Origin of the sequence: Terribacillus sp. AE2B 122 (genome assembly GCF_902497585.1) — a bacterium.
Lineage (GTDB): Bacteria > Bacillota > Bacilli > Bacillales > Amphibacillaceae > Terribacillus > Terribacillus saccharophilus_A.
Genome location: NZ_LR700944.1, coordinates 131,767 through 151,822 on the forward strand (window position 1 = coordinate 131,767; position 20,056 = coordinate 151,822).

At 37.9% G+C, this 20,056-nt stretch carries 19 protein-coding genes; 10 read left to right on the forward strand and 9 right to left on the reverse strand.

The window, feature by feature from the left end:
* Window positions 1–21 precede the first annotated feature (21 nt).
* The gene (locus AE2B122_RS09075; protein WP_175073843.1) at window positions 22–732 is read left to right on the forward strand and encodes a class I SAM-dependent methyltransferase; all 711 of its coding nucleotides are present in this window, start codon (window positions 22–24) and stop codon (window positions 730–732) included.
* A gap of 123 nt (window positions 733–855) precedes the next feature.
* Here AE2B122_RS09075 and AE2B122_RS09080 read toward each other — a convergent pair whose 3' ends face one another.
* The 6 genes from AE2B122_RS09080 to AE2B122_RS09105 form a co-directional block, all read right to left on the reverse strand.
* Window positions 856–1,920, reverse strand: coding sequence for a cell wall metabolism sensor histidine kinase WalK (locus AE2B122_RS09080; protein ID WP_175073844.1), 1,065 nt, complete (start codon window positions 1,918–1,920; stop codon window positions 856–858).
* On the reverse strand, window positions 1,917–2,597 hold the full coding sequence (locus AE2B122_RS09085; RefSeq protein ID WP_175073845.1) for a response regulator transcription factor: 681 nt from the start codon (window positions 2,595–2,597) through the stop codon (window positions 1,917–1,919). Before AE2B122_RS09085 ends, AE2B122_RS09080 begins: the two co-directional genes overlap by 4 nt.
* Window positions 2,598–2,689: 92 nt before the next feature.
* Window positions 2,690–3,505, reverse strand: coding sequence for an ABC transporter permease (locus tag AE2B122_RS09090; RefSeq protein ID WP_175073846.1), 816 nt, complete (start codon window positions 3,503–3,505; stop codon window positions 2,690–2,692).
* Window positions 3,502–4,476: an ATP-binding cassette domain-containing protein gene (locus AE2B122_RS09095; RefSeq protein ID WP_175073847.1), complete on the reverse strand. Its 975-nt coding sequence runs from the start codon at window positions 4,474–4,476 to the stop codon at window positions 3,502–3,504. The genes AE2B122_RS09090 and AE2B122_RS09095 overlap by 4 nt, the downstream gene beginning before the upstream one ends.
* 224 nt (window positions 4,477–4,700) lie before the next feature.
* Complete coding sequence (locus AE2B122_RS09100; RefSeq protein WP_254593465.1) at window positions 4,701–6,143, reverse strand: PAS domain-containing sensor histidine kinase; 1,443 nt, start codon at window positions 6,141–6,143, stop codon at window positions 4,701–4,703.
* Window positions 6,144–6,283: 140 nt separating this feature from the next.
* Window positions 6,284–7,750 carry a PAS domain-containing sensor histidine kinase gene (locus tag AE2B122_RS09105; RefSeq protein ID WP_254593466.1) on the reverse strand — a complete coding sequence of 489 codons (1,467 nt, stop codon included), beginning with the start codon at window positions 7,748–7,750 and terminating at the stop codon, window positions 6,284–6,286.
* 640 nt (window positions 7,751–8,390) lie between these two features.
* Here AE2B122_RS09105 and AE2B122_RS09110 point away from each other — a divergent pair.
* The 7 genes from AE2B122_RS09110 to AE2B122_RS09140 all read left to right on the forward strand — a co-directional run bounded on the left by AE2B122_RS09110 (window position 8,391) and on the right by AE2B122_RS09140 (window position 14,917).
* Window positions 8,391–9,350 carry a calcium/sodium antiporter gene (locus tag AE2B122_RS09110; RefSeq protein WP_175073848.1) on the forward strand — a complete coding sequence of 320 codons (960 nt, stop codon included), beginning with the start codon at window positions 8,391–8,393 and terminating at the stop codon, window positions 9,348–9,350.
* Window positions 9,351–9,569: 219 nt separating this feature from the next.
* Window positions 9,570–10,532 (forward strand): bile acid:sodium symporter family protein, encoded by a 963-nt coding sequence (locus tag AE2B122_RS09115; RefSeq protein WP_175073849.1) that lies wholly within the window; start codon window positions 9,570–9,572, stop codon window positions 10,530–10,532.
* A gap of 340 nt (window positions 10,533–10,872) precedes the next feature.
* Window positions 10,873–12,462, forward strand: coding sequence for a T7SS effector LXG polymorphic toxin (locus AE2B122_RS19010; RefSeq protein WP_254593479.1), 1,590 nt, complete (start codon window positions 10,873–10,875; stop codon window positions 12,460–12,462).
* Between the two features lie 22 nt (window positions 12,463–12,484).
* Window positions 12,485–12,949 carry a hypothetical protein gene (locus AE2B122_RS09125; RefSeq protein WP_175073850.1) on the forward strand — a complete coding sequence of 155 codons (465 nt, stop codon included), beginning with the start codon at window positions 12,485–12,487 and terminating at the stop codon, window positions 12,947–12,949.
* 744 nt (window positions 12,950–13,693) lie between these two features.
* Entirely contained in the window at window positions 13,694–13,861 is a 168-nt protein-coding gene (locus AE2B122_RS19170; protein WP_254593467.1) for a hypothetical protein, read from the forward strand.
* Window positions 13,862–14,077: 216 nt separating this feature from the next.
* Window positions 14,078–14,434 (forward strand): hypothetical protein, encoded by a 357-nt coding sequence (locus AE2B122_RS09135; protein ID WP_175073851.1) that lies wholly within the window; start codon window positions 14,078–14,080, stop codon window positions 14,432–14,434.
* Between the two features lie 135 nt (window positions 14,435–14,569).
* Complete coding sequence (locus AE2B122_RS09140; protein ID WP_175073852.1) at window positions 14,570–14,917, forward strand: hypothetical protein; 348 nt, start codon at window positions 14,570–14,572, stop codon at window positions 14,915–14,917.
* Between the two features lie 164 nt (window positions 14,918–15,081).
* Here the strand turns inward: AE2B122_RS09140 and AE2B122_RS09145 are convergent, their stop codons facing one another.
* On the reverse strand, window positions 15,082–16,188 hold the full coding sequence (locus AE2B122_RS09145) for an NAD(P)-dependent alcohol dehydrogenase (protein WP_175073853.1): 1,107 nt from the start codon (window positions 16,186–16,188) through the stop codon (window positions 15,082–15,084).
* A gap of 217 nt (window positions 16,189–16,405) precedes the next feature.
* On the opposite strand from AE2B122_RS09145, the gene AE2B122_RS09150 reads away from it, so the two are divergent.
* Window positions 16,406–16,996 carry a TetR/AcrR family transcriptional regulator gene (locus AE2B122_RS09150; RefSeq protein WP_254593468.1) on the forward strand — a complete coding sequence of 197 codons (591 nt, stop codon included), beginning with the start codon at window positions 16,406–16,408 and terminating at the stop codon, window positions 16,994–16,996.
* Window positions 16,997–17,123: 127 nt separating this feature from the next.
* On the opposite strand, the gene AE2B122_RS09155 is transcribed toward AE2B122_RS09150, so the two are convergent.
* Window positions 17,124–17,813, reverse strand: coding sequence for a hypothetical protein (locus AE2B122_RS09155; protein WP_175073854.1), 690 nt, complete (start codon window positions 17,811–17,813; stop codon window positions 17,124–17,126).
* A gap of 520 nt (window positions 17,814–18,333) precedes the next feature.
* Here AE2B122_RS09155 and AE2B122_RS09160 point away from each other — a divergent pair.
* Window positions 18,334–18,777, forward strand: coding sequence for a very short patch repair endonuclease (locus AE2B122_RS09160; protein ID WP_175073855.1), 444 nt, complete (start codon window positions 18,334–18,336; stop codon window positions 18,775–18,777).
* A 16-nt stretch (window positions 18,778–18,793) separates the two neighbouring features.
* Here AE2B122_RS09160 and dcm read toward each other — a convergent pair whose 3' ends face one another.
* On the reverse strand, window positions 18,794–20,053 hold the full coding sequence (dcm, locus tag AE2B122_RS09165; protein ID WP_175073856.1) for a DNA (cytosine-5-)-methyltransferase: 1,260 nt from the start codon (window positions 20,051–20,053) through the stop codon (window positions 18,794–18,796).
* Window positions 20,054–20,056: the final 3 nt, after the last annotated feature.

Sequence of the window (20,056 nt, forward strand, 5' to 3'; positions counted from 1 at the left end):
ATACAAAGGCAGGGGTTACGTTTGAATTACACATATCTTGAGTGTCTAGCACTATTTGGAGTAGGCGGTGCACACCCCGGTGGACTGCAGTTAACAAAGAAAATATTAGCTGAGGAGAAAATCAATAGGGATACCACCCTACTGGAGGTAGGATGCGGCACAGGGCAAACTGCTGCTTATCTTGCACAGCAATACGGCTGCAGTATTAATGTCTTAGACAACAACAGCATTATGGTGGAGAAAGCCCAGCAAAGATTCTCAAGTTTGGCTTTATCGATTGATGCCAAAGTCGGAGACACAGAGAATCTCCCCTACCCGGATAAGCATTTTGATATTGCTCTCTCGGAATCAGTCATTTCCTTTACCAATGTTATTGCCACAATTCCCGAAATCAAAAGAGTGCTGAAACGAAACGGCAGATTGCTCGCAATTGAAACTGTACTGGAGCAAACAATCTCAGAAAAAGAACAATCTCAGATTATTGATTTTTACCGCTTCCCACAATTATTTACAGAGAACGAATGGCTGACAGCTTTTAGAGATGCTGGATTTCAACGAGTAGATGTAACAAAATATCAACCAGGATTGGAACAGGTTGATGAACAGCATGCTGCTGATTTCTCCCTATCAGAAACTATTGATGATGCATTGTTAGAGATATTGGGAAAACATGAAGAAATCATGCAGCGAAATAAAGATAAGCTGGGTTTTCGTATATTCAAATGCAGTTGAAACAGTATGATATGACCCTTTCTCGAAAAACGAAAAAAGAAGAGCTTGGATGTTCTCCAAACTCTTCTTAATTACCAGAAACGCTTTCTCCCTGGTTCAAAATTCTAGATAATAAAACAAATCTTACTCAAATGTAATTATCATTTCTGTCCCTTTACCAAGCTTGCTATTAACCTCAATCTTTCCTTTATGCAAATCAATTATTTTCTTGACGATGGAAAGGCCTAAACCATTGCCGCCTGCATTACGCGTTCTGGATTTGTCGGCCTTATAAAATCGTTCAAACATATGCATGACTGCATCTTCATCCATACCTATCCCGGAATCTTTTATTTTTACAATGGCTTGACCGTTCGTTGTTTTGTTTACCGTAACTGTGATGGTTCCTGCTTCTGGAGTGAATTTTATACTGTTATGGATAAGATTGATCCACACTTGATCCATCAGATCCTCATCTGCAGTAAGGATCACATTTTCGAGAGAGATATCCATCTCTATTTCCTTCTCCGCCCATTGCGGTTCATTAGCGAGAATGATCCGGCGCAGCTGATGGTCTAATCGATAGCTTTTTCGCTCAAGGGTCAATTCATCAGACTCCAGGGAAGTAAGCTTTAATAGATTTTCACTCAATTTTGACAGCCTGATACTTTCCATTTCAATAATTTCGAGATAATGCTGCCGCTGCTTAGGGGTTAAATCATCCCTCTGCAAGGCATGGGCAAAACCACTGATGCTAGTCAAGGGAGACTGGATCTCATGGGAAACATTCGAAATGAATTCCTGCCTCATTTCTTCCATTTCCCCAAGCTTATCTGCCATATGATTGATGTTTTCGATGATTTTATAATAAGGATGGTCTGTGCGTCCGTTGAACTGACTCATATAAAAAGAAAGGTCAATATTAAAGTTTCCTTCTGCCATCATCCTCATTGCCTGAATCATTGGGTGCAAGAACTTGTCCTGCCTTTCTCTTATCCATTTGATTCTTGTAATGAAAAACACGCCAAATCCAAACAATAGAAAACCCGATATAGAATTAATCAGCTGTTTGGCTAATGCATGCGGATGGAAATCAATGGCATCATACAAGACAGAAGTTAACCAATAAGCGCAGGCCCAGCTTATAAGCAAAGCAGCAATAATAGCAAGCATACCTAACAGACGTTTCAGGAATTCGCGCTGTTTCAATTCAATACCTCCAGACGATAGCCAAGGCCGCGAATGGTCGTGATTTTAAAGGGACAATCTTCGTATGAAAAACGCTGACGCAGCCGTTTGATATGCACATCGACGGTTCGCTCGTCTCCCTCATAGTCAAAGCCCCATATATCTTCAATGAGTTGCTCCCGCGAGAATGTTTTCTGCGGGTTTGCTGCTAGCTTAAACAGCAGTTCAAATTCCTTAAGCGGCAATGTAACGCGCTGATCCTCCATCATAACTGCAAAGGAAGTACGGTCGATTAAAACATTCCCTAACTTGATTTGATTAGAGGCAGCTATTTGGTGGTGCCGAAAATGTGCTTTTACACGGGCAATCAATTCAGCTGCAGCAAATGGTTTCACCATATAATCATCTGCCCCGAGATCAAACCCTTTCACCTTTTGCATCGTCTCCCCTTTTGCCGTTAACATAATGATAGGCACTGTATCAGAATAATAGGTTCGAACCTCCTGACAAAATGCCCAGCCATCCATATTCGGCATCATGATATCCAGGATGATCATGTCGATTTTATCTGTTTCGAGAATAGCTAATGCGGCTGCCCCATCCTCAGCTTCCGCAATGGTATAGCCTTCTTTTGAAAGAAATAAATGAATCAACTCTCGAATATGCGCGTCATCATCGACGATTAATATTTTGGCCATGTTGTCCATTCCCTTTATAAATTAGAGAGAATCGCCAACTTGCGATTCTCCTTGTTCCTGTACTATTCTACCTTTATTTTAACTTCTTATCATTAGGTCCGTTTCATATAAGCACGAACTGTAATTGGGGCGAATACTGCTACAATCACAGCCGCTCCAATGAGCGAGATAATCATATCCCAACCCATAGTTCCCGTATTGGTTAAATCCCTTACCGCAGAGACAAGATGCGAGATTGGATTGATATTCACAAACCACTGAAGCCAGTTAGGCATTGTATTTGCCGGTACAAATGCATTGGAAAGGAACGTGAGCGGGAATAACACAAGCATGGATATACCCTGTACACTAGAAGCTGTTCGGGCAATGACACCGAAGAATGCAAAGATCCAGCTGACAGCCCATGCGCAGACAACAACGAGAATACCAGCAATGATGATACTGCTAAGTCCGCCATCTGGGTGGTAGCCCATGATATATCCCATCACGAAAGTAAGGATCGTTGCAATTGTGTAGCGAATTGTATCAGCCATCAAAGCCCCTGCCAATGGTGCAATCCGGGCAATCGGCAATGATTTGAACCTGTCGAACACCCCTTTATCCATGTCCTCCCGCAGCTGCACGCCAGTGACAACAGAGGTACCGATAACTGTTTGAACTAAGATACCAGGAATGATAACTGGCAAATAGCTTTGCACATCCCCAGCTATTGCACCACCAAAAATATAGGTGAACATCAGCGTAAAAATGATTGGCTGTAATGTAACATCAAATAATTGCTCTGGTGTACGCTTTATCTTCAAAAGACCTCTGAAGGCCATAGTAAAGCTGTTCATCAACGCTTGACGGAAACTTGATTTGTTCTTGAGCTGTCTGTCGGCAGCCCTTGTATCAGCATAACTGTTCATGATTTTACCTCTTCCTTTTTCCCTTTTCCAGTAATGGTCAAGAATACCTCATCCAAGGTTGGCTTCTGCACACTCAACTCTGCTAATTGGATTCCTTCTCCCCGCAATGCAATGAGCAGATCCGAGACCACATCAGCATCAGCCAGGGGAACCGTTATTTCACCGCCTTCTGCAGATACTGCAGCTTGGACGTTGAGTATCCTTTCAACCAATGCTTTGGCAGCTGCCATTTGATTGGTGTTTTGAATACTTACATGCAAGGAGGAATTACCAACAGACTGCTTCAATTCATCTACTGTCCCCTCGGCTACAACTCTGCCTTGATCGATTACTGCAATCCGATCAGCCAATTCATCCGCCTCTTGCAAATATTGCGTTGTAAGCACTATTGTCGTACCTGACTTGACTAGTTTTCGAATCGTATCCCACATTTGATTGCGCGTTCGGGGATCCAATCCAGTCGTTGGTTCATCTAAAAAGATAAGCGGCGGTTTAGCAATAAGACTTGCAGCTAGATCGAGACGACGGCGCATCCCGCCTGAAAAATGCTTCAATGGACGCTTGGCCGCTTCTGTCAGCCCGAATTCCTCCAGCAGCTCTGCTGCTTTAGCCCGCGCTTGATTCCTACTCAAATTAAGCAAACGCGAAAATATAATCAGATTCTCCGTAGCACTCAGCGATTCATCGACAGAAGCGTACTGACCTGTCACCCCAATTAATTGTCGAACAATCTGCGGATCCTTCGCAATATCATATCCGAAAATACGCGCTGACCCCGCATCTGCCTGCAGCAGTGTTGCCAGCATCCTGATGGTCGTTGTCTTGCCAGCTCCGTTTGGTCCAAGTACACCATAAATCGTACCCTTCTTCACCCTCAGATCCACTCCATCAACAGCACGATTTTCCCCAAACGTCTTCACAAGCCCGCTCGCTTCAACGGCCCACTCTCCGTTTATAGCCACAGTGTTCATATTTGTTATCCTCCCAAATGAATTTATAATTTTTGACTAGATATTTACTGAAAGTACTTCTAAGCTCAATTTGGATTATAGATAAGGAATATGAACTGAATATGAACTAGTTATAAAGAGGTTGGTGGATGTCATGAAACTACAAATTAAAAAAGCGGACACCTTATTAGTGTCCGCTCAAAAATTCAAAGCATTTATTACAAATTCACAAGCTTATATAGTTGTTAGTTCCCGCCATTCAGCATTCCTTCTTGTGGTATTTCAAGCTTGAAATGTGTACCATTCAGTGAACTGTCTACTATATTGATATCTCCTAAGTGTTCAATCATCGTCTTCTTCACAAACGCTAGGCCCAATCCCATTCCTTGCTCTTTCTCTCCTAGGGAAATAAAAGGATCAAATACATTCAACCAGTTCTCAGGAAGTATACCCATCCCAGTGTCGATAAAGTGTATGATGATATTCCTATCGTCAATTTCTGTGCTGATTGTTATCTTCTTTTCTAACCTGTTTTCTGGGATTGCTTCCACGCTATTTTTGATCAAATTGATAAAAACTTGTTTTAAGTTTGTCCTATTCAAATAAACATTCAGTGGTGAATATATATTTGTGAATTCCAGCTCAACTTTGTTTTCTTGGAGCATTCCGACTGTAAATTCAATAGACTCTTGGATTAATTTCGAAAGATCATCTGTTTTATAGATCAATGCAGACGACTTCATGTACGCACTATAATTATCAGTCAGCTGCTCTAAATGGTCCGATGCATTACCTACCATTTTCAGTTTCCGTTTATCTCCCTCATCCAGGGAACCATTTCTATCCATCATGCTGGAGAAACCCTTAATAATAGAGTTTGTGTTCCTTACTTCATGAATCAAACTGCCAGTCAAATGACCCGTATAGTCTAGTTTTTTCTGTTTTTCCATTAATTCATAAGAATGAGCCTTCAAATCTACATTCAACTTAACAAAAATATGCATGTTTGCCACCGAAAATAAAATAACACCAATGCTGCTAGTAAGAACGCCAGTTAAAGGAAAAAAGTTTAAAATTCCTGGAATGACCAGCAGCAATGCATTGAATGAAAAACCCATAAGGAAGTTTTTAAAGTGTGAGTTCCGAATTTTCTTTGACAATACAGGCATAACAATTAAGAAAAATACAACGATAGCCATGTGTATGAAATACACCCAAAATAGCGGCCCATAATCAGGAAAATAGTAAACACCTGTATATCTTTCCTGGGTAACAGTCAATCCTTTTATTCCTAAGTCCGTCCAATTTATCACATAGACGATAGCACTCCATATAGTGAAGCCAATCAGTGCTTTTTTGGTGAAAAAAGCATAAGAAACATTCGCCAGCCAATTCGCCTTTTTCACCACTGATGGCTGGTCTTTGATAATCCGGTAAGCTACATATAATACAATAGAGAGACCGAACGTCGGCCCCGCACGAAACAGCTTAAACAGAAATAGAATCGTATCTTCTGACAGAACATCCTTAAAATAAAGAACTCCGATATCCAACTGCCAGATCGTAATCAGGATCATATATATGACCATTCCTGTTGACAGTTTTGTTTCATTGTATACTTTGCTCATGCTTAATGCTAAAAACAATGGCAGTAAACCAATGGCACATATTAATATACCAATAATCATACCGGCTAACCCCTAACTGCTGACTATGTTCTTTTGTATAAAGTAATGTAGAGATTCCATTACACGATTTAGGAGCTATAACCCATAACTTTAGCTACTATTCTCATATATTCCTGCATAACTTATGCCCATACATTATATCAGATGTCTTCCATTGGGATTTGATAATTACCACCATTCAGCATTCCTTCTTGCGGTATTTCAAGCTTGAAATGCGTACCACTTGGCGAGCTTTCAACTACATTTATATCTCCTAAATGTTCAATCATCATTTTCTTCACAAAAGGAAGACCCATTCCCATTCCACGCTTTTTATTTCCTAATGAGATAAACGGGTCAAATACACACACCCAGTTCTCTTGGGGTATACCCTTGCCAGTGTCGGTAAAATGTATGATGATATTTTTTTCATCCATTTCTGTGCTGATTGTTATCTTCTTTTTTGGCCTGTCTTCCGGCATTGCCTCCACGCTATTCTTGATCAGATTGATAAAGACTTGTTTTAAGTTTGTTCTATTCAGATAAACATTCAGAGGCGAATATGTATTTGCGAACTCCAACTCGACTTTGTTTTCTTGAAGCATCCCTGCTGAAAAATCAATAGACTCTTGGATAATCTCCGCTAGATCCTCTGTTTTAAAGGTCAATGCAGCGGCCTTCATATACGCACTATAATTATCTGTTAGTTGATCCAGATGTTCAGATGATTTACCTATCATCTCCAATGTTCGCTTATCCCTCTCATTTAAATTATCACTTTTTTCTAAAATACCCGAAAAACTTTTAATAATAGAGTTTGTGTTCTTCACTTCATGAATTAAGCTGCCGGTCAGCTGACCTGTATATCCTAGTTTTTTCTGTTTTTCCATTAATTCATAAGAGTATATTTTCAAGTCTACATTGAACTTAATGAAGACGTGCAAGCTTCCAACCGAAAATAGAATGACACCAATGCTGCTTGTAAGAAGACCTGTTAAAGGAATGAAGTTTAGAGCTCCTGGCACAATAAGCAGTAATGAGTTAAAAGAAAAACCGATAAGGAAGCTCTTAAAGTGTGAGTTCCGTATTCTCAATGAAAATAAACATAAAACAAACATGAAAAATAGGATGGCAGCCATGTGTATGAAATACACCCATAATAAAGGCCCGTAATCAGGAAAATAGTGATTACCAGTAAACCTTTCAGCGACAACAACCAATCCTTTTACACCCAAGCTCGTCCAACTTATGAAATAAACAAATAGGCTCCATATAGTGAAGCCTATAAGCGCTTTTTTGGTGAAAAGAGCATAAGAATTTCTCGTCAGCCAATTCGTTTTTTTCACCACTGATGGTTGGTTGTTTATAATCCAGTAAGCCATATACAATACTATAGGGAGGCAGAAAATCGGTCCTGCACGAAACAGCTTGAACAGAAATAGAATCATTTCTTCTGACAGAACATCCTTAAAATAAAGAACTCCGATATCCAACTGCCAAATTGTGATTAAGATCATAGAAATGATCATCCCTACCGACAGCTTTGTTTCATTGTAAACCTTGCCTATGCTCAATGCTAAAAACAATGGCAGTAAACCAATGGCACATATTAATATACCAATAATCATTCCGACTAACTCCTAACTGCTCGAAACCCATATCATGGATTGTATTTTTTATGTATGCACATGTTATTTCCATTAGGTCCTTGTTTGTATAGCAACTCAGAAACCCAAAAGATTCGATAAATTTTCAAAACATACTCTTAATTGAAGAAGGTATCTTATAAAACAATGACGAAGATGTTACTTTCTATTGATTCCATAAACCCATAACTCGTCGCTACTATTTTCATATATTACCTTGTCCTTAATGGATACTTATACCCATACATTATACCAGATGCTTTCCATTTAGCTGTTGTTTGGAATAAATTACCTCACCATAATTTGGAATAGTAGTGAACGGATATTAAGAGAGAAGATCTATGCTGATAACAGAAATTCTAACCTCACACAGAGACCCGCTATGTTTCCGAAATCCCCCTTGGCTACTCAATAGTTAAAGCACATAACTATATTCCGTCTTCAGCATTTTAGTATATTTGGATTCTATTCCTTCCATATTGGGTACTGTTAGAGGACAAAAGTTCTAAAGACTTTTCGAAATCTAGTTAGAATTATTTCCCTATTAAAATTACATAATGAAAGGACTAGCTTCATTAGTACTCTTTGACAATATATTCTCTTGCTAAAGGTGGCTGTAAAAATGACATACGTTTTATTGATAATTGGTTTTGTGTTGTTAATAAAAGGAGCTGACTATTTTGTAGAGGGATCTTCAAAAATCGCGGCTGCTTTAAAGATTTCTCCTTTGTTAATTGGATTGACGATTGTAGCGATGGGGACAAGCGCTCCAGAGGCTACTGTCAGTATCGTGGCAGCATTAGACGGCAGCGCTGGAGTTGCCGTCGGAAATGTTGTAGGAAGCAATATTTTTAATATAACCTTTGTCGTTGGACTGGCTGCAGTTATTTTTCCGCTGACGGTTGGCAGTGAAACAATTAGAAAGGAAATCCCTTTTACACTGCTTGCAAGTGTTGCCTTACTAATCCTTATTAGTGATATAAGCCTGCAGCAGATGGACGGTAACTATTTGACTAGAAGTGACGGATTTATCCTTTTACTGTTCTTCGGGATCTTTCTATACTACATTTTTGAAGTTGCCAGAAAGGATCGGAAGAACACGCAGAACACAGAAAACACAACAAATGAAAAACCTAAATGGGGAAAGAATACACTTCTGACGGTTGGAGGGCTTGCAGCTATCATCTTTGGCGGAGAACTTGTCGTCAATAATGCTACAGAAATAGCTATTTCATTCGGCATGAGCGAGACGCTGGTCGGACTGACTATTGTTGCGATAGGTACATCACTACCTGAATTAATCACTTCTGTTACGGCAGCCATAAAGAAAGAAAATGAGATTGCCTTGGGTAATATAGTTGGAAGTAATATATTCAATATTTTCTTCGTACTTGGATTAGCATCTTCGATATCTCCTTTTGCAATTGAAGGAACAATAGTCATAGATATTCTCCTACTGATTGTCATCACATTAGTTCTGCTTGTTTTCTCACGAACAAACTACAAAGTCGGTAAAATGGAAGGCGGTCTATTAGCTGTCATCTACATTGTATATATGGTTTATATCATTATAAGAAATTAAATGATCAGCTAGTATTGCGAGTCAAGCACATTTAAAAGATCCCACACCGTTTGTTGGTGATGGGATCTTTTTTTAGCAAGGGGCGGGTGTATTGGATTATGGAGAATGTAACTCCCCCCTTCACAACAAACACCATCATATAATATCAGAAAAATTTAAATATTGAATTTTATTATAAACTGTTATACAATCTGACAAACAGTTAAGAAGAGGTGGATGATGAAAACATTAGAGCGATTTAGTCAGTTTGTCGGAAGTACTTTTGCGTATTGGGTTATTTTATTTGCGGTAGTAGCTTTTCTGCTGCCAGCAGGATTTACATGGATCGTTCCTTTTATTACTCCACTTTTAGGAATCATTATGTTCGGAATGGGGCTGACACTGTCTGCAAGTGACTTTAAAGGAGTTATCAAACGTCCTTTTGAAGTATTTGCTGTAGTAGCCGGACAATTTTTGATTATGCCGCTGCTTGCCTTTGCTTTGGCAAAAGGACTGCAATTATCTCCTGAAGTAGCTGTCGGAGTTATCCTTGTCGGATGCTGCCCTGGCGGAACATCCTCTAACGTCATGACCTTCCTGGCCAAAGGCGATGTCCCATTATCCGTGACAGCAACTGCAGTCACTACCGTTCTTGCACCGATCGTAACACCCGCACTCATTCTTTTATTTGCGAGCGAATGGATTGAAGTCAGTCCTGTCTCCTTATTTATCTCAATCGTGAATGTCGTCATTATCCCAATCGTCTTGGGTCTATTAGTGAAGCGCTTCTTCAACAGACAAGCTACAGCGAGCGTAAAAGTACTGCCGCTTGTCTCAGCCGTTGCCATAATCGGCATCGTAGCAGCTGTCGTATCCAATAGCCAGCAGCAGATTGCCCAGACCGGGCTGGCTATTTTCGGTGTAGTCATGCTGCATAATGTGCTTGGCTACCTGATCGGTTTCGCCTTCGCCAAGCTCTTGCGAATGGATCTGCCTAAGAGTAAGACAGCCTCCATTGAAATCGGCATGCAAAATTCAGGATTAGGCGCACAGCTCGCAACAGCGCACTTCTCCCCACTCGCAGCAGTACCAAGCGCTATCTTTAGTGTCTGGCATAATATTTCAGGTTCTATACTGGCTAATATTTTTGCGAAGATGGGCAGTAGTGAGAAAGAGACAGCTCCTAAACAGCAGATATCTTAGTACAATTAGCCATTCTCATATAAGAGGATGGCTAATTTTTCTTTAAAACCCCATATTTCCTGCAGTAAGTAATAACAAGCAGTCTCCCCAAAATGATTTTCAGCTTTATAATCAAATATACCCCTCTTATTGTTACTAAGACTTCTGTCGCGTTTTTCCAAAAACCGACTATTTAGTGCTGGTAAAAAAGAATCGTTTTTGCCATTTCCCCTTTCACCAAAATTTTCCTTTATTATAATTACAGTAACGAACAGCTAACGGATATATCAGGTGGTGAAGGACAATTAAAAATTTAGATGTACAGGACATCCAGCAGCAAGTTGACAGCACGAAGAAATTTATCAGCCAAACAAAGGAAAGTATCGAACATGTCAAACAAGCCATCAACGGCGTTACGACACTTCACGATGGCTTCGAAGGCAGCACCGCCGACTCCATCCGCTCTTTTTTTGAGGAAACGCACAAGCCCTTCCTCGAATTCATGAATAGCTTTTTGATACAATATGAAGAGACACTTTTGTCTGTAAGCGAAGAGGTTCTTTCCTTTGAATCGGACGAGCATGGATTTATTCGGGAAGATTATTTAGAAGATGAACTAAAGAGCAGGCTCGTGAAAGCTTCAACCAGCTTAACCTCCACAACAATTGACATTAACCAGCAGCTTCTTTATGTGAAAGACATTGTGAATGTACCATCTGTAGATAGTGAACCATTCATCAATTCCATCAACAAGGGAAAAGAGAAATTATCGGAAACACTGTCTAATATGTATGACATGGACGCCAAAGCGACTAAGAAGCTTGATAAACCCCAACAGGATATTGAGCAAATGAAAACTTATTTAGCTAAACTGAAGAATGCAATTGATAAGAATAATATTACTGTCGATAGTTATAGTTCTGAAAAGCTGACAAAGCAGAATTTCTATAAAGACTTCAAATTACAAGCCGACGGCAGACAAGCGTTAACAAGCGACAAACCAATCCCCCTCACGGAACAAGAGTACAAAACTCTGCAAGATCAAATCAAAGACAGCAAAACAGTTCAAGATGACCGATTTGAATGGGATGGCGAATACTTTACTTTAGCAGATGGCCGAATCATAAGAGCATATACCGATACAAACTCTGACTCAGCTGTATCAAGAATGGCTTTTGAATTTGTTTCTAGTATTCCGGAAAATCGGGAGGATTTGAAGGAGTATAAGCAAGAAGAAGGAAAAAATATGTTTGCTGGTGCAGTGAAAGGCACAGTTGATTTCTTCTTCGGGGACGCCATTACATTATTTGGACCTGATGCCACCCTCGAAGAAAGAGCTTGGGCCGGAGTATTTCTATTTGTTAAACCAGCAAAAGTGCTTGATAAGGTAGGAAGTCCTTTTCTTGTTTCTGGTGCGAAGAATATAGACGACCTTGCTAAGAGTAAGGGGCTTCGTGATGCAAAGCCTGGGAAGGTAGATGAGGTTAAGGATGCTGCTAATAAGGGTAAGATTGAGGCTACTCAGTCCGCTATAAAGAAAAGTGAATGGCTTGAGAATTTAAAAAACACAGAGAACATTAAACAGGGTACTAAAGAAAACGGACTAAATCATATTTTTGATGGTGAAGTTCTTAAAAATGGAAAAGCTAACGGTTTTCATTATGAGGGAATGCCCGATAGCAAAGGTAAAGTCGTAGAGAATATTGATCCACCAAATGAATATGGAGTATATCGCGCAAATATTGAAGTTGACGGAGTTCCCAAAAAACCTAAGTCTACCTTCTTTCCTAAAGAGTGGACCCCCCAACAAGTTATTGATGCAACTAATCAAGCGTTTAATAATAAAGAAGTCTTTAAAAATAATAGATATCGAGGACAAACGGATTCTGGAATGGTAATTGAGATGATTATTAAAAACGATAAAATTGTTTCAGCTTATCCACTGTATTAAAGAATATAATGGAGGTTTTAAAGTGGTAAAGTACAATTATTCATTAGAATTCAAAGAGAAGTACAATGAAGTTATTTTAGATTTTAGTCAAGAAGATTCATTGAATTTTTCTTATATGATAAGTGATCCACTTGGTTCTGATATTTCCTTGAGGATAGATGAATTAAAAGAGGATGTGGATAATTATATAAAATTATTAAAAGGGCACATACCCAGATATGACCATGGAGGAAACGCATCTAGTGTAACTTCATATAAAGACGTTACCATAATAGAAGATCCTTTTTTTGATGAAGAAGAAGATGATACTGAACCCATTTGTAAATTAGAGACAATTGAGTTTGTAAAAATAATATTAATATGGGCATATGAAAACTATAAATATAAATGCAAACGTGAGGTAATTACCCAAGAAGAAGCAGAACTAACTTTGAATTGGATTGAACAAAAGATAGGAGAAGTTAAAAGATTAGAAGAAGACGAATGAGAACAAGTCAAAGCTGCTATTACGAAATATGCTTTTGATATTCTTCTAAAGGTAAATAACAAATGAACAGTATCCATGATAGTAGAATACTTAGTTATAATGTAGACTTCGAACAATCAAAACTAATAATAAAAATAATAGACGATGATGGATAATATAGTGACTTGCTATTTGAAGGTGGTTTTGCATTTCATTTCGAAGAGCAACTTCCTCAAAGTATAATACTAGACATATTAGAAGATGAAATAGACATTATTGGCCCATGGATTACGAGAATAGTGAAGAGATGCTAAGCTATGTAAAGTCAAAGAGCTATCGTTACTATAAAATTCAGTCCTCATATGGTTTGAATGGATGGATTCTTTCCAAAGCATTCCTAGTTAAGTAAGAAATAGTTTATATAATAATAAAACGCTCAGCGATCATCTCGCTGAGCATTTTTAAATCAGAAAGGAAACTCCCTCTCTACCTTCGTCCTCATCTTGGAATTCTACTGCCCTTCCTTTAGCCAATATTTACTCTCAAAAACGGATCTCACATAGTACCTGCAAGACCATCAAGTATCAAATGAAATTATAGAAAGAGGAGATCTAATGGGATATGATTCTCTAATAAAAGCCTTAATCGATAACGAGAGAAATAAACTAGTAATAGAATGGGATAGTGTGCTAAAGCTTCCAGTAGGTTAGATACAGTATTTGAAACTGATAATGGACTAGAAGATGAGGATGTCAATTTCAAAGAATGAAAGTCGAAGAAATTCTGAATGAACCAGGTGTTGAAGAAAAAGATGAGGTTTATAACTGGGTAAAAAACAACGATACCCCTTTAATAGAGCTTTCCCTTTATGATAATCCACCTATACTTATATCACTTACTAATGGGGAAGCAATTTGGACCAAAGGAAACTAAGAAACAAGTTGCTAAATCTTTTCAGTTTATAAATGTTAAAGCTTTACTAGCTAGAAAAATAATAAATAAGTAGTCCTAAGAAAAAGAGCTCCTTATTTATTATTCTTCTAAATACTTGTACAGCAACCCTGAACAGTTACTAAATCAATTGATAATATACAAGCGACTCCCAAATAGTTAATTATGCAAGAAAAACATTAGAAGGGATGATATTAAGTGACATATAACAAGTATTATGACGGATTTGAAGGCGAATCTAAACTTGTTTTCTTCAACGATCATCATAAATTCAGTATGTGGATTGGTTACTTTGAAAGTATCTTAGACTCATTATTATATATAGAACTTGATAAAGAAGGAATCTTAGAGGAATATTACAATCATGAAGGATGGTATGATGACTCTCCATGGATGATCCCTGATAGAGCTCTAACCATAACACAGCTGAAACAATTTGATTTAAATAAAGTTAAGCAATCAGAATATATAAAAGGTGTATTACCAGAATTAGTACGAGAATTAATTGACTTCCTAGAAGATTCTAGAGAAAAAGTATGGATAGAGTACGATTAAATTCTTTTTATAAGAGTGCATTCCCTTGATTAACATTCAATCGTAATCCACTAATTCCTTTCCTCATACCAACTTCACTCTCGGGGAAAACATGCAAACCATAACGGATGAATTTTGAATGGAGGTGACATTTTATTGGGCATTATTGCAATAACTATTGATTCTATAGATCCATCTACCAAATACCTTAGCTTAATAAAGAGATATAGCAATTTAGGTCTTATCGATATTAGAAAAAAAATCCAAAATAATAATTACCTTGCAGAGACTGATGGTGATGATCCAGATAAACTACAAGAACTCAAATCCTTAATTGATGAATTAACCAAAGCAGGTGCTTCAGTTAAAATATATGATAGTGATCCATACGGTGAAGGGCTAAAACAGTTTGAGGAAATATCGTACGAGGAATTTATCAATAATATTAATAGATTAAAGGAAATTCTAGAAGAGATTAAAGATTTAGATGATGAATTGTTTTGATAAAAACTCCTTCTTAATTTAAAAAAATCTAACAATGTATTAAAAACTTACCTCTTTAGTTGAGGATTCCTTTTCACACATATTACTATATATTTATGACTTATTTACACTAACCAAAAACGTTCAGCACATAGTAGCTGAACGTTTTTTTAGAATTAACTTAATTAAGCTTGATATTCTTTATCAATAATCAAAATTGGCTTAATAGTAGACCCATTCGCTGAATCCTCAAATGCTTGCTGAATATCATCCATTTCATAGAATTTCACCAATTTATCGAATGGGAATTGACCGTTTTGATAGAACTTCACTAGTTTTGGAATGATCAATTGCGGTACAGCGTCGCCTTCTACAACACCTTTCAGTGTTACAGCTTTTGTCATGATTTCATTGGTAACGTTGATTGTCAGGTCACGTTTACCAACGGCAACTGTTGCACATTCGCCTTTCACACGCAGGCAGCGGATTGCGGCTAGCGTTACTTCTGGAACGCCTGTTGTTTCCAAAGAGTAATGCGCACCTTTACCAGTGATTTCTTTGATTTTTTCAGCAGGATCTTCATTTTTGCTGTTGATTGTATGTGTTGCACCAAGCTCTTTTGCTAATTCCAAACGGCTGTCATGGATATCTACAGCGATGATTGGGTAGCAGCCAGCGATTTTCGCAGCCATCATACCAGACAGACCTACAGCTCCTGTACCGAATACAACAAAGCTTGTACCAGCTTCTGGAGCAAGGGAGTTCAAGACAGTTCCACTGCCTGTCATTAGACCGCAGCCAAGTGGTCCCAATAGACGAAGGTCAGCCTCTTTATCAATTTTCACCACGTTCTTCTCATCTACCGTGCTGTACGTAGCGAAAGAAGATTGGCCGAAGAACTGTGACACTTCTTGTTCCTCTTTATGAATTGGTGATACACCATATTTGTTTTTACCTGCGAAGTTAAGCTCCATCATGTTTTCACAGCCGCCTGCATTACCTTCCAGACAGTTATCACAATGACCGCAATAACTGAATCCTAGTACGACATGATCCCCTGGTTCAACAGTAGTAACATTGCTGCCTACTCTTTCTACAATCCCTGAACCTTCATGTCCTAGTACTGCTGGATATGGTACTGGCAGCGAGCCATCAAGAACAGTTGCATCTGTGTGACAAACACCCGAAGCAACAATTCGTACCAACACCTCATCAGCTTTTGGCTCATCCAACTGCAGTGTTTGTTTGTTGAAATCGCTTTCTTTAGTGGTTAACATTGCTTGGATTTCCATCCTAATTCCCCCAGTTATACATTTTCCAATTATATTAAAGAGATTTATAATATAATTAACCTAAGTATAAAGAATCAGAAAGTAGCGTTTCAATCACTGAAAAACTGAAAATGTATGGGTTTTCAACTATGAGGATAGTACTGTATAGTTTTTCAACAGAAAAAATAAAATGTCTAAAATCATATATCACAGAGAAAGTATCTAGCGAGGGAAAATCATGCCAAAAACAGACCGAAGAATTGAGCGCACGAAATCCACCTTAATAGCAACGTTTCAGAAACTAGTATTAGAGAGAGGCTATTCCAAAGTTAAAGTAAAAGATATCGTAGACGAAGCCAATTACAACCGCACCACCTTTTACGTCCATTACGACGGCAAAGAGCAATTAGCCAAAGAAATGATCGAACTGGAAATGGAGCGTTTCTGTTATGAGTTCTGCAAACCGGTTCGCGATAACCCCATCCTTGATTTAACGAAAATGAATCCAAATGAAACAGATGTTTTTCAGTATATAAAGGACAACAACCATTACTATGACTTACTTGTTATTCAAGATCCGATACCAGGAATCCGTGAAGCTTTGTTAGAGGTACTGAAGGATATCTTCCAGAATCGATTTTCTTTTATAGGAGATAAGGCATCTGAGATTAATGCAGATTATTTCACTCATTATAGAGCCTACGGAATCTATGGCTGGATATTGGAGTGGATTAGAGCTGGGTATGATGCGACGCCTTCTGAGATGGCGAGGAGAATTATTAATTTGTTGCATTATCATTCTTCTTTGATGAAAGAGGCTAAAACATAACATTATCAGAGATGAACGTGCATAAACATCTGCAACCACCATCTTGAATCCTGCTATCCTCGTTGCAAGAGGATAGCAGGATTCAGTTTTTTCTTTTCGTTTACTAGGAAAACAGGTAAAACAAAATTTAATATATTTTAAGGTTCTCTTCTCGGTTCCATTCTGTAATTGGACTGAATTGCTCAATAGAGTCTTTCTTAAATTTTTCAGTAATCAAGACTTTGTTTTCCACTAGATATCTAATAAGTAATGGTCTTAAATCTGACATAATGTCATTAAATTCTTCTATATAATCTCGATAATAGTTATAGAAATGTGTCGAGAAATCTCTTTGAAATTTTTCAGTTAATGCACCTTTGCTCTCATGACCCGTAAACGGATCCATTATTTTCGGTACATATACAATATTCCATGGAGCTGTAAAAGTGAAAGGATTCTTAGTCTTCCCGAATATATGGGATACTTGATAATTCCTTAATCGTTTATATTTAATAGTTGGCTTTTCTTGTCTAGAATAGCTAGTTAGTCTTCTAATAATTTTTGTGGGTTCTGCATTATTTGTAGCATCTTTAAAGAAATTATTGTGACCAAATAATTCCTGATATAAATCCATATATAATTCCGTCCCCTTAGCATCTCTTCCATAGCCTCTAATAAATATCTTCTGTTCTCCAGAATAAATATTTCTCTTTAACTGTAGCCACTCATTCTTTACAATTGAATCTACTATATATATGGTCTCATCAACTCCAAATTGTATAAGTTGGTCCTCGTCTATATTAAATCTTTGCATAAAAAGCTGATAACCATCTCTCATGTTTTCACATCACCCTACTGAATATAATATTATAAATCTCTCTGTAAGATACATTAAGAAATAAAATGAGATAATTATTATTGATTACTTAACAAGATATTTAAGTTGCAATTCTTCAAAAGAACTTGCATTTAAAACTGGATACTTGTAGTCATAACATTTAAAATGCATTACCGTATACAATTTATCAATAATTGCATAATCCGATTCTTTGAATATCTCATTACATATAGGGCACTTCACTCTCAAAAAATCAACCCTTTCCAGTAATACTTCAACTTATCTTCACATGCCTCGCCCCAAAGAGTATTAATCCACCTTTTTTTTCGATAAGCAGTATAATACCTTTTCTAGATTCAAATTTAAGATAGCTAAAACGATATTTACATTCTACTATATGCAGGAATTCTATAGTAAATGCTATCAAGAAAGTTATTTTTTATCTAGCAAAAGTCTCAATGTTTAATATCGATAACAGTTAGGTACTATAAATTAAAAACACTACAAGGAGTCGCTTTTAATGAAAAATCCAAAGACTACCGAAGAGAGAAGTAGGATGATGAGTTCTATCAGGGCGGTTTCAAAATTGAAAACATTGGTCACTACTGAATTATGGCAACGTGAATATAGGTTCAGGAGGAATGTAAAATCATTAAAGGAAACCCCAGACATCGCCATCAAAAAATACAAAACAGTAATATTCATTGATTCATACTTTTGGCATTTCTGCCCTATACATGGAAAGATACCGAAATCTAATGTAGAGTTTTGGACAGAAGAACTAATGAGGAATCAACAACGTGATATGGAAGTCACCAATCATTATGAGAAGGTTGATTGGAACATACATCATATATGGGAGCATGAAATCAGGAGCGATTTCGATATAACGATTAATAAAATAAGTGAATTTATCGATAACGCAAAGCTGGTATATAAACAAAGGCTCTCCACAATAAAATAGGAGAGCCTCTGTTTATTTAATAATCAGTTTCAGAGAATATCAAATCAAGTTCCACTTGATTCCCATTTGCATTCTCTATTTCAATCTCAATTATCCTTTTCCCCATACGTTCAATCAAACCGACTACTAACGCATTACCCATACAAAAATATCTCATTCTATCAGTCATGCTATCAGTCCAATTGTCTGGAAAACCATTCAAGCGTTCACACTCAATGGGTGTCAGAATACGTAATCTTTTCGTTTGAGGATCCTCTACTACGTGGGTACTTCTGTTGATTGTCCCTTCGCTAGTCAGCATTGTTCTTCCCGGCTTATCCAATGATTCTGGGAATGCCATGCCTCCCTCAGAAAATACATAATTATGACCTGTTGCAGATGTTCTTTCTATCTTTTTAGGACCCTTTAGATAAGTGAACTTCTCAATTGCTGCATCAGACAGATAATATTTGTCGTCAACATTGGATTCCAGGATTTCACCTAAAGTTATAGGTTTTTCATCCTGTGGAATCACTTCTTCTGTATAGACTACGTCACCTCTCATGATACCAGCATTGTAATAATCCATTGAGAACACATCAGATATTTCCACCAAGTCTCTTTTCATAATGAATGATTTAGGTTTTTTCTTTTCTGATACTATATCTTTCACCGGAAATATACTAGCAAAGAAGCCTTCCTTATGAATCATTTCACTATCTTCCTTACTCTCTCTGTTTAAGACATATGACGTTTCATCCTTTGTAGCAAATATGAATACCCTTCTTCTCCTCTGGGCTTGTCCATACTCAGCAGCATTGATGACCCTCCATTCCACTGTATAACCAAGGTCTCTCAGACTGGCCAACATTATGGAAAAGTCTCTTCCACGTTGTTTAGATGGGGATTTCAGTAAACGGTCAACGTTCTCCAACAATACATATTTGGGGCTTGTCTCCTTCATGAGTCTGGTAATCTCCCAAAAAAGAACACCTTTTTTCCCTGTAATACCTTTCTCGCCATTAAGACTTCTAGCGACTGAGTAATCCTGACAAGGGAAGCCTCCAACTATCATATCTATATTTCTTTTCTTAAATATATCGATATCAACAGTGCTTATATCCTCATTAGAGTGTTGCCCCTTGCCCAAAAAGTTCCGGGCATAGCAATCAAAGGCATGCTGTGCTTTTTTGGAAGGTTCCCATTGATTACCCCAGACAACATCAAATCCACCTACAGCCTCCAAACCAATCCGGAAACCTCCAACACCTGCAAATAATTCTATTACATTTATCACACC

Excerpts from the sequence above, each read along its gene's own strand:
- AE2B122_RS09150 (WP_254593468.1), top strand. The coding sequence starts at position 16,406 with ATGCCAAAAACAGACCGAAGAATTGAGCGCACGAAATCCACCTTAATA.
- AE2B122_RS09090 (WP_175073846.1), bottom strand. The coding sequence starts at position 3,505 with ATGAACAGTTATGCTGATACAAGGGCTGCCGACAGACAGCTCAAGAAC.
- AE2B122_RS09110 (WP_175073848.1), top strand. The coding sequence starts at position 8,391 with ATGACATACGTTTTATTGATAATTGGTTTTGTGTTGTTAATAAAAGGA.
- AE2B122_RS09085 (WP_175073845.1), bottom strand. The coding sequence starts at position 2,597 with ATGGCCAAAATATTAATCGTCGATGATGACGCGCATATTCGAGAGTTG.
- AE2B122_RS09145 (WP_175073853.1), bottom strand. The coding sequence starts at position 16,188 with ATGGAAATCCAAGCAATGTTAACCACTAAAGAAAGCGATTTCAACAAA.
- AE2B122_RS09115 (WP_175073849.1), top strand. The coding sequence starts at position 9,570 with ATGAAAACATTAGAGCGATTTAGTCAGTTTGTCGGAAGTACTTTTGCG.
- AE2B122_RS09160 (WP_175073855.1), top strand. The coding sequence starts at position 18,334 with ATGAAAAATCCAAAGACTACCGAAGAGAGAAGTAGGATGATGAGTTCT.
- AE2B122_RS09155 (WP_175073854.1), bottom strand. The coding sequence starts at position 17,813 with ATGAGAGATGGTTATCAGCTTTTTATGCAAAGATTTAATATAGACGAG.
- AE2B122_RS19170 (WP_254593467.1), top strand. The coding sequence starts at position 13,694 with ATGAAAGTCGAAGAAATTCTGAATGAACCAGGTGTTGAAGAAAAAGAT.
- AE2B122_RS09100 (WP_254593465.1), bottom strand. The coding sequence starts at position 6,143 with ATGATTATTGGTATATTAATATGTGCCATTGGTTTACTGCCATTGTTT.
- AE2B122_RS09105 (WP_254593466.1), bottom strand. The coding sequence starts at position 7,750 with ATGATTATTGGTATATTAATATGTGCCATTGGTTTACTGCCATTGTTT.
- AE2B122_RS09095 (WP_175073847.1), bottom strand. The coding sequence starts at position 4,476 with ATGAACACTGTGGCTATAAACGGAGAGTGGGCCGTTGAAGCGAGCGGG.